The 13,889-nt window shown below is 68.4% G+C and carries 1 protein-coding gene; it reads right to left on the bottom strand.

The window, feature by feature from the left end:
- Positions 1-128: 128 nt before the first annotated feature.
- Positions 129-13,790 carry a filamentous haemagglutinin family protein gene (locus tag JAB6_RS16885; RefSeq protein WP_070303714.1) on the bottom strand — a complete coding sequence of 4,554 codons (13,662 nt, stop codon included), beginning with the start codon at positions 13,788-13,790 and terminating at the stop codon, positions 129-131.
- Positions 13,791-13,889 lie beyond the last annotated feature (99 nt).

The following is a 13,889-nucleotide window of genomic DNA, read 5'->3' as shown; positions in this document are numbered from 1 at the left end:
CTTAAAATCAAACGGTTGCCCTGTGTTGCGGCGCTGGGCCGGCGTTTTTTCTGTTAATGCTGATCTACTGATGCCTAGACAGCCGCCGCGCGCGACGACTGCCGAATGTCATCAAATGTTCATAAAACTCACGGCTGCAAGCCGCGCCGCTCGTTCGGCGTGAGCGCCTGCAACTGCGGCGCCGTCAACGGCCCCGCGCCCAGCACCTGCACCACGCCGGCCGGCTGGTAGCTGGACGCCTGCGGCTCGCCGCCGTTGCCCTTGCCAACACCGGCGTCGTCCGCCTGCTCGTTGCCAAAGCCCAGTACCTTCACCGTGAACAGCGACGGCAGCGCCTGGCGCGTGGCGGCCCGTTCCCGTTGCAGCACGTCTTGCGCCGCCGTGACGGCTTGCGTGGCGGCCGCGCTGGCATTGCTGAGCGCGCCCACGTTCACGGTAGCGATCACGGGCAGGCCCGCCGACTTGCCCTGCACCTGGACGTTTTCCGCATTGATCACCTGCAAGGCCGCCAGGTTGACGTTGCCCGAGACGCGGATACCCGCCTCGCCCGCGTCGATGCTGCCCAGCGGGGCGATCAGGTCGATGTCGCCGGGCGGCACCTCCGGGATCGGGTTCAGGGTGGCGATGCCGGCGCCCGTGGCCGGCGTGCTCGGCGACAGGCTGACGAGGCCGATGCTGTCGTAGCTGCGGCGCTGCGGCGTGTAGACGACGGTGGACTTGGTGCCGCGGCCCGCATTGATGTCGCCCGTGGCCGACCAGGCCAGGATGTTGCCGCCGAAGGTGGTGAAGATGCGGCTCTGGCCCAGCAGGATGCTGTCCTTCGCGTACATCTGGATCTCGCCCGCGCCCTGCGTCAGCACGCCCGAGCCTTCGCCCGGCGCATAGCCGCCATCGACGCCGATCAGCGCCCGTCCGCCCGGCACCGTGATGCCGATATCGCCGCCGACATCCGTGTGGATGCCCGCGTCGTTGACGATCACGTGCGGCACGTTGACCGTCGGACGGCCCGCCTCGGCCCACTCCTGCGGGCTCAGGTAGCGCACGCCCGCGACCGGCCGCTTCGTGTAAACGCCGTCGTAGTCGTTGACCGTGTACAGCGCGCTGCTGAACATCGTCAGGTCGCCCTTGTACTCGATCTTCTGGCCCGCCTTGTCCTGCGCCGGGAACAGGGTGGCGATCGCTTCGCGGCCGCGCAGGTAGCTGCCGCGGCGCATGCCGTCCGGATCGTTGTATTCGCGTCCGGCCGCCTTCAGTTCGGCAAAGTAGACATTGCTCAGGTAGACCTGCTGCTGTTCCTTCGGCAAGGCGGCAAAGAAGCTGCGCGCATCGGTGGCCGGGTCGTAGCGGATGCCCAGGCCGCTGTCGCCGCCAAAGCGCGTCGTCAGCCAGTTCACCAGGTGCAGCTGGCTGACCTGCGCATATTCGCGCGCCAGGTCGCGCCGCACGGCGCCCGATGCCTGGCCGGCCTTTTCCAGTTCCGCCTGCTTCGTGCCGAGGAAGGCGGACGCGCCCGCCTCGTCGCCGCTGTAGGCGAACTGGCCGCGCAGCCAGTCGGCCAGGGTCAGCTTGCCGCCGTAGACGTACACGGCGCTGCCGGCCTGGTCGGCCAGCGGCTTGGCCGGATCGGCCAGCTTGGCCGGGTCCAGGTAGCGCGCCGCGAAAGCCGCATAGTCGGGACCATTGCGGCCCACGCCGGCCGCCACGCTGATGCCGGCGCCATTGCCGCGCTCGCCGGGGCCCGTGTTGACGATGGCGCCGAGGCTGCGCAATTCCGCCTTGTCGGCCATGTACAGGTCGCGCCCGGCGCTCACGTTCAGCTGGCCCGGTCCCGCCACATAGAAGGTGCTGTAGCGGATGTCGCGCCCGGCGCTGACGACGGAAACGTCGTCGGCATGGCGGTGCACGAACAGATTGCCGCGCGCGGACGAGACGCCGGAGACGACCGGCTTGTCCGGAAAATCGGGCCGGCCGACAAAGCTCTGGCTGGTCCATCCGGCCGCGCCTTCCGGCACGCCTTCGACGCTGCCGAGCGGCGTGCCGGAATTGACGATGTCGCGTCCGGCCCGCACGGCCACGGCGCCGCCGCCTTCGTACCACACGCCCAGCGGACCCGTTTCGCCCTTCAGTGTTCCCCGGTACACGATGCCGCCCGTGCGCAAGCCGACGATGTCGCCGCTGTTGGCATAGAAATGCGCGGGCTGCTGACCCACCGGCACGTAGTCCGACACCGTCGGCGCCGTCATGCTGAACAGCGGATACAGTTGCTGCGAGGCATCACTGGCGCCATTCGACGACGAACCGAACCATTTCAGCGCACCGGGCGCCAGCCCGTTGGTGCTGACGTTATGCAAGGGCAGCAGGCCGAACCAGACCGGGTCCAGGGCGCCGACGAAGCCCGGGTTGAATGGACTTGGCAACAGGCGCGGATCGGCGCCCGATGCGGTGATCGGATAGCCGGCCGCATGGATGGAGTCGGCCGCCAGCATTTCCAGCTGGCCCGTGCCCGTCTTGACAAATTGCGGCGCCACCGGCGACGGCGCCAGGATCACGCCGTTTTGCGGCATGTCAACCTTGCCACCCTCGCCCAGCCTGCCCAGGCTGGCATTGCCGTAATACAGGCTGCCGCTGGCGGCCACGGCGCGCAACACGGATGGCATGACGAAACGTGCATCCGTTGGCGCGTGGTTATCGCCCATGTCCGATTGTATCCAGGCGGACGTCGGCGTCAGATTGCCGCCCGCGCTGAACAGGTCGATGGCGGTGGCTGGCGTCCACAGCGAGAACCAGCTCCAGCCCTCGCCCTGGCGCTCGACGCCCTGGTAGTTGAACGGCGAACCATTGCCCAACTGCTTGACGCGGCCCGCATCGGCCGTACCGCCCAGCACCAGGTCGCCGCGCGCATCGATGCGCACGCCGCTGTCGCCCGGCACGAGGATGGGCCCGCCGCTGGCAATGGCCGTGCCCGCCGCATAGGTTTCATACGGCCGCGATTCCTTCGGATCGGCGCGGTCGAAGCGCAGTTCGACGCCGCCCACGGCGCCCGCCTCCATGCGCAGCGCGCCGCGCAGATTGGTGAAGGTGCTGTTGAGTGTCGGATACTGGCGCTCGAAGCGCGTGTCGGCATTCGGGGCATCGCTGTTGGCATCGAAGCTGCGCACCTCGGCGACAGGGTTGAGCCCGCCGCCGATGCGGATATCGAGGTCGCCACCGCCCGTCAGCAGCAGCTTGCCGTCCGGCGTCACCCTGCCCGTGCTGCCCACGGCCACGTTCAGGCCCTGGCTGCGCGGCGCGAACACGCCGCCCGGATCGGCGCGCGAGGTCAGCATGCCGGCGTTGCCGCCCGCCTGCAGCAGCACATTGCCGCCGCCGAGGGTGCCGATGCCCGTAAAGCCCGACACGACCGGCAGACCCGCAAACAGGTCGCCGCCTTCGGGACGCGCGACATAGGTGCCGAAATTGATCCACCATGCCGTCGGCACGCCCGCCCCCGTGCTGCCGCTGCCCTGGCGCCACAACCAGGCGCCGATGTCGCTGGTGTCCTGCTGCGCGCTCAGGGTGCCGATGGCATCCTCGCGGCGCTGCAGGGCGGTGCCCACGGTGTCGCCCTTGACGTCGCCCTGGGCGCGCAGCAGCAGGTTGCCGCCGTGCTCGGGATACCAGGCGCGGTACAGGCTCTCGCTGCCGCCATCGACGAAACGCGTCAACTTGTCGTCGCCCAGCGCGCCGAGCAGCTTGCCCTTGGCGTTCAGGCCGCGCGGCAGGTTGAACAGATCCTTGCCATCGACCAGCGGCGAGGCCGACTGCGTGCCCGCCGTGTAGACGCCATACAGCGAACGCATGTCGAAATCGCCGGCGGCGAGCAAATCGAGGTCGCCCATGCCCGTGCGCAGCACGCTGAACAGAAGCTGGCGCGCCGGCTCATCCTTGGTCACCATTTCGGGCGGCGTGCCGTCGGCAATCTTGGTCACCAGATCCGCATAACTCTCCAGCATGTTCGCTTCGGTACCAAACCACATTGTGATATCGACCTCGCCTTCCGGGAATCCCAACATGGTGGCGTACTCGTTGAAAATATAGGTGCCTGGCAAGCCCGTGCCCGGCTTGACCGACGTCCGTTCCTCCATGCCGTAATGCGTATCGGCCAGCATCAGATGGGCGTCCTTCGCATGCGGGAGCAGCGCGCGCGTATCGGCGGCGGCCGTATCGGCGCCGCCCACCAGGCGCAGCGACCACGCTTGCGAACCCTGGGCCAGCATGGGCGCCAGCGCCAGGTTGCGGCCCTGGCGGCCCGCGCCATCCTCGGCGCGCAACGCCACCATGGTCGCGTCGCCAGGCAGCTTGACCAGCGTGCCGGCCGGCAGCACGCTGCCCTTGTCCAGCGCCAGCGCCGCCGCCAGCACCACGCCGTTGACGGGATTGACGCTATCGCCCGTGTCCCGCGGCTTGCCTTCGGGGAAAGGCAAAGCCACATTCGCCGGCCACAGCATGGCCGCCACGCTGGCCGCGCCGGGCAGGCGTAGGCCGGGATCGAGCTGCATGCCGCTCGATAAGGCCAGCGCCTTCGGCAAGACCGTGCCGGCCGCGTACAGCACCTTGCCGGCGGCATCGCGCACGGCGCCGCCCAGCACACTACCGGCCGGCAAGTTCAACTCCGCCGTCAGGGTGGCGCGCGCCGCCAGCAAGGTGCCGCCGCGCAGCTGCATGGCCTTCATCGGCACGGCGAAATTGACGCTCGTGCCCGATTGGAAATACGTGTCTTCGGCCAGGGTCACCAGACCCGCTTGCGGCACAACGACCTCGCCACCCCATGGCAGGCGGCCCTTCACCAGTTGCCAGCCCTTGTCGTCCGACGTGACGGGCAAGGTGCGGGTATCGAAGCCATCCGTGATACTGCCAAAGACGCTGAGCTTGCCGCCAGCGCGCACGACCAGCGCGCCCGCCTCGCCCGAGCCGTACACGCCGCTCAGGCGCGCCAGCGGATTGACGCCGTCGTAGCGGTGGCCGGACAGGTCGATGTCGCCATCGATGTGCAAGTCGCCGCCCGGCGTGGCGCTGACGATCTCGACGCCAGGGCGCAGGTGGAAAGCGTTGGCATCGCCGCGCAAGCCGCGCAATTTGTTGTTCATCAAGTTGCCGTTGGCCAGCGCGTGGGCCATGAAGAGCTGGCTGTCCCCGTGTTTCTCGTCCAGATAGGCCTGGTTGATGCCCTGGTAGCTGCGGCCGTCCGCATCCTTGCCGGTACCGGCCGGGGCATCCTTGTATTGCCAGAAAGCGTTGACGTTGATGGTGCGCGCGCCGGCGATGTTCAGCGCGCCAGCCGCATCGATGTCGATATCGTCGCCCGTGGCGCCACCGAGGCGCCGCGCGTTCAGGTCGATGCTGCCGTAGTTGCCGCCCTTGTCTCCGCTGCGCAAGTCGAACCGCGCGCCATTTTCCAGGCTCAGGCGTCCACCAGGCGCGGCCAGTTCGATGACGGCGCGGTTCGGCGCCTCGATCGCTTGCCCGTAGCTGTCCGTGCGCAGCACCGTGCCATGCGCGTCGAGCACGGCGCCGGACTGGATGGTGACGCCGTCGCGGCCGGCCAGGCGGATGCTGCCCACCTGCTCGCCGCTGGCATCGATGCGGCCGCTCACCGTCAAGCTACCGCCATCGACGGAGACGCTCACTTCGCGCGCCTTGACCTCGTCGCCGATGGTCAAATTGCCCTGCTTGAGCTGGAAGCTGCGGCTGCCAAACACCTTGCCCGTGTTCAGGCGCTGGTTCAGGCCGGCGAAGTCGCCGATCTGCTGGGCGCGCACCTCCACGCCGCCGGCCGCGTACGGCACGAGAGTGCCGCCCGCGTCATAATGGCCGCTGGCGCCGCCCAGCAAGGCGCCGCGCAAATCGGCCGTACCCGCTGCGTCGCCCGTGGCGATCACGCTCAGCTTGCCGGCGCGGTTATTCACGGCCGACAGGTCGATCACGGAAGCGGCCGCCTGGCGCACGTCGCCTGCGCGGCTGTCGAGGATCACGTCACCGCCCCAGCTGTACTTGCTGGTGTCGTAGAAATCGATCTTGCGGCCCGCCAGGTCCAGCTTGGCCTTGTCGCCCAGCAGCACATCGCGCTCGGCCGACAGGGTCAGTTTTCCGCTTGGCAGAACCACGGACGTATCTACGCTGACACTATTGCCGTTCAGCGCCACTTCGGCGCCCAGGGCGCCGGCCAGCGCCGCATTCGTCGGCGTGGCGGGGGTAGCGCCGACCGGCGCGCTCACCTTGAGGTCGCCGCCCGCCGTGATGCGGTTGACGGAACCGGCCGCGCCCGTCAGCAGCGGCGTGTTGATCAGCAGATCGCCGCCGCTGTAGCGGTAGCCATTGGTGGCCGTATCCCACGCGCTTTGCGACTGGTAGACGGACAGGCTGCCCTTGTTGTTGGCGGTCAGCTGCTCGCTGGCATTGAGCGCCACCTGGCCGAAGCCCAGTATCAAACGGTCGAGGTTGTGGATGGTGTCGGGACGGCTGTCCGGCGTGAAGCCGAACTCGATGCGCTTGGCGTCGATCTGCAAGCGGCCACTGCCCGTGCCGGGGCCGTTGGCAACGACGGCGCCGGGCGCATTCGTCGCACCCTGCCACACGAGGGTGTCCGTGTGGATGCGCGCCAGCGCGTCCGTGCCGCCATAGCCGTAGATGGCGGGCGTGTTGAGCACCAGGCGCGACAGCGAGGACTTGCCCGTCGCCGCATCGATGGTCGACAGCTGCGACGAATCGTAGAAGTTGAAGGAATTGCGCGCCGTCAAGCCCAGGCTTTCCAGTGCCGGTGCGCCCGTGCTCGTATCGCCGCGCAGCAGGCGGTCGAGCACGTCCTGGTTCAGCGCCAGGCCGTCCGGCAGGGCGCCGCGGGCGCTGGCATCGGCCAGCGAAGCTGCGCTGCCGATATTGATCGAACCCATCCCCAGCACCAGGTTGCGCGTGCCGTAGCGCACGTTATCGCGCAGGGTAAATGCGCGTTCCGTCACGGCGGCGATGGTGCCTTCCGAATACAGCGAGGTGGTGCCCGCGCAGGCGCCGCCCACCTTGGCGCACGTACCGATGTCGATGATGCCGGGGCCACCCGAATCGGACGGCGTGCGCACGGCCGGCAGCATGTCGAGCCAGCCGTTCGAGACAGCCAGCACGCTGCCCATGGGCTGGTACACAAAGCCGTCGCGCGAATCCCAGGCCGCCTTGCCACGGCCCAGCGTATTGATGCCGGAACCTTGCTCGAGGAAGATGCCGTCGTCGGTTTTCGTGGTCACCAGGAACACTTCGGCCGCCTTCAGCACGGCACCGTCGCGCAGCACGATGCCGCCCGCCGATTCGTTGATGGCGGCGATATTGGCGCGCTGATTGGTACCCGTGGCGAAATCGCTGTAGGTGACGCGCGGCAAGCCGCCGATGCCCAGGCGCTGGGCGCCGAAGGCGTTGATCTGCGAAGCGTGCACGGAGACGCCATCGAAGTCCGCCTGCGCTGCCGTACCGTCGGCCAGCACTTGATAGCGGGTACCCGCATGGCCACCCGTGCCCAGCAGCAGCGAGCCGCCAAAGCCGCCCTCGGCCGGCGTGTACAGGGCGCTGCCATCCATCATCAATGGCGTGTGGTTATTTTCAACGCTGTGCAGGGACGGGGCGATCAGTTGCACCCGCACGCCCTTGGCGTCGCGTTCCAGCGTGGCGCGCGGCACGCCATCGCGCGTGGCTTGTGCCACGGCGAAGGCGGCATAGCCCGTTTCATTGTATTGCGAGTAGGTACGCAGCACGTCGGCCGGCGTCAGGATAACCTGGCTCGGCACGGCGTCGCGGATGGCCGTGCCGGCGATGCCCGTCTGCGCCGCCGTCGCGTACGAACCATTGCGCATGGCCACCGTGCCGCCCGCCTCGACGGCGCCGGCCAGGCCATTCAATTCCACGCGGAAGGCGCCCGGCAGCAAGGCGAAATTCGATGGCAGCAGGGTGTAGGTACCGGCCGCCAGGCCGGGCACGCCCGCGGCGATGGTGATCTGGCGTCCCACGGCCGGCTTGCCCGCGCCCTGCTCGGCCGTCAAAGGCGCCACGTCCGGCTGCACGCCGGGAATGATGGCGTACACGGGGTTGGTATTCAGGCCGGGCAAGGTAAAGCCGCCATTCGGCTTCATCTGCACCAGCGGATTGAGGCGCGCATCGGTGGAGCCGCCCCGTCCGGCCAGGAAGGCCGCGCCCGTCAAGGTGCCGCCGCCCGACAGGTCGAGCACGGCGCCGGCTTGCACGTCGACGGCGGCGCCGACCAAGGCGATCTCGGGGCCGTTGCCCACGCCCTTGAAGACGACGTCGTTGCCGTCATACAGGTAGCTGAGGCCATCGAGCGTGCCGCCGTACGGCATCGTCAAGCCTTTTGCGCTGACGGACGTCAGGCTGCCCGGCAACAGATTGACATGGCCCGTATTGGCTTCAAAGCCTTCGGCCCCCAGGGTGATCTGGCCCAGCGGCGCGCGCAGCACGCCATGCTGATTGATGGTGGGTGCAATCAGGCTCAGGCTGCCGAACACGGAAAACGGCTGGTTCGGCGTGACGCTGCCGGCGCTGCGCTCGACAGTGAGCGTGCGCAGCGGATCGAGCGTGACGCGGATATTGCCGTATTCATCGACCCGGCTGCTCTGGCCCACCGTGACCATGCCGCTGTCGCCCGTGGCAGGGTAGATTTGCGCGGCGACCAGGGTCGCGTTGCCCGGCTGGTACAGGGCGGCGTTGTTCGACATGCGCAAGTCGCCGCGGCTGTTCAGGGTCAGCTGCTCGAAGGCATCGCGTTCGACGGCCAGCGGCGCGCCGCTGCTCTGCACGATCTCGCCGCGCGTACCTATGTTGACCTCGCCCGCGAGATCGAGCATGCCCGCATCGATCTGCAGCAGGGAGCCGTCGGCCACCAGCGGCACGCCCAGCATGCCGCGCCCCTTGCCCGAGTTTTTCGAGCCTTTCACGGCATTGGGCACGATGTAATTGTCTTTCTGCGCGCGCGCGGCCGTTCCCAGGCGCACATACGGCGCCGCCAGGTGCACCTGGCTGGCAAGGCTAGGCACCTTGTCCTGGCCTTCCCCATCCAATTGCGGCAACGGCTGTTGCTGCTGCGCCAGGCCCAGCGAACTGGCGCTCAGGCGCAGGCTCTGGCCCAGCGCCAGGCTGACGTCGCCATCGACGCTGAGCATGCCGTTCACATGCATGGCCAGGTTATCGAAGCCGCCGGCCTTCACACGGTCGGCGCCCAGGCGCGCACTGCCGTAGCGCAAGGCTTCATCCTGCTGGCCGGCGCGCAAATCAACCGGCAAGACGCTGTCGCCCTGCACTTGCGCCAGCACGAATTCGCGCGGTACCCGCACCGCATTGTCGACGCCATCGCCTTCCAGCGTCTGGCGGTTCACCTGGCCGTAATTGGGCGTGTCGAGCGCCATCGCCAGGGTGCCGCCGGCCGCCCCGGCGCCACCGGCCACCGCGCGCAGCGTGCCATCGGCAAAGATGCCGTTGTACGAACTGAGCGAAATCAAGCCGCCGCTGCCGGCCACGTTGACGGCGCCCTGGTTCGGCAAGTCCAGCGTGGCTTGCGCGCCGCTGGCGTCGAGCAGGGCGCCCGGGCGCACGACGACAAAGGCGTCGGCCGCGTCGACGCTGGCCGCATCGGCCTTGTAGCGGGCGCCGATTTCGATGCTGCCGCCCTTGTCGGCGCGGCCATAGCGGCCGCCGCGCATATCGGTGGCGACGGTGGCGCGGCCGGCGACGTCAAGCACCGCGTGTTCGCCGATCCAGATCGACGTGGCTTGTCCCTTGCCATTCGGCACATCGGCATCGCTGCCCGTGCCCAACGTGCCGGGCAGGATGGCGATCTTGCCGCCCCAGGCGTCAAGGCGGCCGTCGATGCTGACCTGGCCATTGCTCGTCATGCTGATCTGGCGGCCAGGATCGACCGTGACGACAGCGCCTTGCGCGACCGCCAGGGCGCCCTTCACGTACGGGCTGCCGGCCGTCAGCGTCAGGTCGGCGCCGGCGCGCTGCGTCAAGCGGCCCTTGCGCGCATCTTCCTGGTACAGCTCCGGCGTCCACACTTCCAGCGCGGCAGCCGGATCGGTGCCACTCGCCACCGTGTGGCCGGTGGCGGGATTGAAGCGCAGCACGGGCATCTTCACCTCGATCCGCGCATCCTTGACCACCACGACACCGTCGCGGCCCGTGACGGCGTAGTCAGCAAAGCCGCTCTGGAACAGGCTGGCGTCCAGCGCAAGCATGGGCTGGACGGCAACGTCACGCCCCAGCATGGTACCGGTCGGCAGCAGCACGCCGCGTGGCGCGCGCACGTCGTCGGCGGCGATGCTGCCGGCCGCATACTGGGTCGTTATCGGCACGATGGGCAAGCCATTCGGAAAAGCCGCCGCCGAAACCTCGAAGCCTGTAGCGAGGCCATTGATGGCCGTCACCACGCTGCCTGCGGGAACGATGGAACCGCCCCAGACATACGTCGTGCCGTCGATGAAGAAGCTCGCGCCCGGCGGCACCAGCAAATCACTCTCCAGCACCAACGGTTTCTGCGCCGACACGTCCACCGTCACGGGCATGCTCAAGGTCTGGCCCGGCTTGATCACGCTGGTGCTGAGCGCGAAATCGAAGGGAATCTTCTCGCCCTTGGCAATCAAAAATTCATCGGCCAGGCGCAGGCCGACGGGAGCGCTGCTTCCTCCTGGCAGCACGTCGCCGTCCTGCAGCTTGCCGCCGATGCTGACGGCCGTGCCGCTGTCGATCGTCAGGCGTCCGCCGCCCTTCACGCCGTGGCCGCGCAACTCGCCGTCAAGCTTGAGCAAGGCGCCCGTCGGCGTTTTTTCGCGCGGCAAGTCGACGGCCAGGGCGATGTCGCCGCCGCGCCCGCCCTGCAGGCTGCCATTGCTCATCAAAGCCGCGCCCGATGAAACGTCGATGACGCTGCCGCCGGCCAGCTCGATGCCGCCCGAACTCTTCACCGTGACCTTGCCGCCATTCACGTACGGCAGGCCGGCGACCGCGCCCGGGTCCAGTTCCAGGTTGCTCCACAGGCCCCGCGTATCGAGACGCACGCCCGGCGCCACGCGCACGCCGGCCGAGCCCGCGGCGCGCCCTTCCGGCGACACGGTCCCTTCCACCCACACGGCGCCCGCGTTCGCCAGGTAGCGCGAGACGATGTCACCGGCGGCGATGCTGCCGCTGCGCGCGCTCACGTTCGCCTTGATGGCCACGTCGGTGGCGTGCAGGGCGATGTCGCCGCCATCGGCCACGCGCACGTCCGCGTTGACGTCGAGCTTGTCGTAGGCGTAGATATTCAGGGCCCCCAGTTCCAGCCCATTGAGCCAGTCGGCATCGAGCTGCAAGGTCTTGCTGCGCGCGGCCGGCAAGGCTTCACTGAGCAGCTGGCCATCGGCGACGGGCGCCACCTTGCCGATCTCGACGTTTTCCAGCACGGCTTGCGGGCTGTCGCGCAGCTGGCCCGCCTTCGTATCGAAGACGGGCGTCATTTTGCCGACGATCAATTGACCGGCGCGCGCGGCCGACGTCTGCGCCTGCTTGTAGCTATCGACGCCGTCATCGCGCTTGCGCTGCTGGCGCTCGCCCTGGAATACGGACGTGTCGATATCACCTTCCAGCACGGCGGCGCCCGTGGAAACGATCAGGCGGCCCGCATCGCGGCCCACCGTGTAGCCGTTTTCCAGGCGCTCGCGCGGACCGATCAAGGCATTCGCATGGGTTTCCGTCGTGTTCGCGCCCCAGCGCGCATGCGTGCTTTCATAGCCGCGGTACAAACCCGTGTACAGATTGTCGCCAGGGGCCGTGCTGAGCTTGTACATCGCGCCATCGGCGCCTTTCAGCCACGTCTGCTTGACCATGCCCGTCTGCACGTCCAGCGAACCGCCGGCGATGTTGATGCGCGAACCGGCCTGCGTCACCACTTCGCCGCCGCCAAAGCCGACAGTGCCGCCCTGGGCCGCCCATTCGCCGATGCCGTGGCCGCTGGTATTGAGGTAGCCGCTCACTTCCAGCAAGCCGCCCGCCGTGTACCAGCGGTCCGTCGCGTAGCCGTTGGTGCCGGCCGGCACCAGCACCAGGTCGCGGCGGTCGACCCACACGTCGCTGTTGTTCAGGTATTTGGCGTCGCGGCTGCCCGGCGCGTCGCGCTGCTCGTTGCCCTGCACATTGATCAGCACATTGTTGCTGCTCATGTCGACCTTCACGCCGACGGCGCCGGAGACGTCGATGGCGGCGCCGCGCGCCAAGTGGCTGCGGCGGGCCGCATCGGCCAGCACCTGGCCGCCCGTAGCCAGGGTCAGCGAATCGCCTTCGAACTCGATGTTGCCGGCGGAAACGATGCGCACCAGCGACTGGTCGCGCCGGTCCTGCGGCGTGTCCGTGCCCTTGCCCGTGTCTTTCAGCAAGGTATCGCGCTGCACGTCGAGCGCCGTGGCGCCGTTGTCATCGATGACGATGGCGCTGACGCTGCCGCGCGCCAGGGTCACGCCGGCGTTCTCGCCCGCCGCCGCCAGGTGGATCGTGCCGCGGCCATTGACGGTCGTGCTCGACAACAGCACGCCATCCTGGCGCACGCTATTGCCGCTGAGCGTGATGTCGCCCGTGGCCGCCTGGATCAGGCCGTTGTTGACGACGCTGCCGGCGCCGCTGTCGGCCACGCGCAGCATCTCGACTTCATTGCCGCGCGTGCTCGAATACTGGTTCTTGTCCGTGCCCATGCCCTGGCGCACGGCGATGGCGTCGCCGGCCGCCAGGGTGGTCTGGCCGTTCGGCGTGGTGATGGCGCCCGCATTCTCGACGGCGCGGCCGGCCAGCAGCACATAGCCGCCGCCTTCCGTCACTGTCTGCGGCTTGCGCGTGTCGATGCGCGCGCCGGCGGCGACGACGACGTCCGCCTCGGCCGCCGCATGCGTAAAGGTATTCTGGCCCAGCAACAGATCATTCGCGAAGGTCGGCACGGCGCCCGCGCCCTGCGTCTTGCCGTACAGGCCGCTCTTGAACTGGCTGTCGCTCATGCCCATGGCGGCGGCCGCCAGGTTGCGCGTATCGACCTGGCTGCTGCCCGTAAACACGATGCCGTTGCGGTTGACGATCATCACCGTGCCGTCGGCCTTGATCTGGCCCTGGATCTGGCTGGGGCGCGCCAGCGGATCGTTGACCCGGTTCAACACGGACCAGTGCGATTTCTGGTCGAACTGCAAGGTGGTGTTCTTGCCGACGTTAAAACTTTCCCAGTTCAGGATGGCCTTGTCGTCCGTCTGCACGACCTTCACGACGGTCTTGCCGTCGGCCTGGGTCTGCACGGGGCCCTGGGCGTTGAGCCAGCCCGCCGTCAGGCTGTTGCTGTCGACCTGCAAGCCGCCCTTGACGAGGCCATCGGGCGCGCCACCGGCCGCCAGCGCCGCCTGGCGCGCGGCCGCCTGCACCGCCTGTTCGGCGGCGATGCCGCGCGCGGCCAGCAAAAGATTGTTCAGCGATTGCTGCAGCTTGCCTTCGGCCTTTTGCTGCTGCAGCAAAGGATTGTTCAGCGCTGTGGCCGGCTGGCCATTTGGCAAGCGTCCCGTGGCGGCTGCCGTGCCCTGCTGCGCGCCCTTGCCCGCGAACCAGGCGCCGCTGAACGGCTGCTGCGCCTGCGCGCCGCCCGCCTGCAGCAGCATGGCGATGGCCAGCGCCAGCGGTTTCAAGCGCACCGGGCGCCCGTTGTGGCTGCCCGCCATGGCGGAGGAGGATGCGTGTTTCGTGACCGACTTGCTTCGCTGCATGGCGACATTCCCTTTTCATGTTCCGTTGCTGACCGATATCGCGAGGCGGCGCGCGGCACGCACGGGGCGGGCGGCAGGCACTGATTCGCGGCTTCCAGC

Origin of the sequence: Janthinobacterium sp. HH104 (genome assembly GCF_001758715.1) — a bacterium.
Taxonomy (GTDB): Bacteria; Pseudomonadota; Gammaproteobacteria; order Burkholderiales; family Burkholderiaceae_D; genus Janthinobacterium; species Janthinobacterium aestuarii.
The sequence above is the reverse complement of the archived record's forward strand: the minus strand, read 5'-3'. Positions and strand labels throughout refer to the sequence as shown.

Excerpts from the sequence above, each read along its gene's own strand:
- JAB6_RS16885 (WP_070303714.1), bottom strand. The coding sequence starts at position 13,790 with ATGCAGCGAAGCAAGTCGGTCACGAAACACGCATCCTCCTCCGCCATG.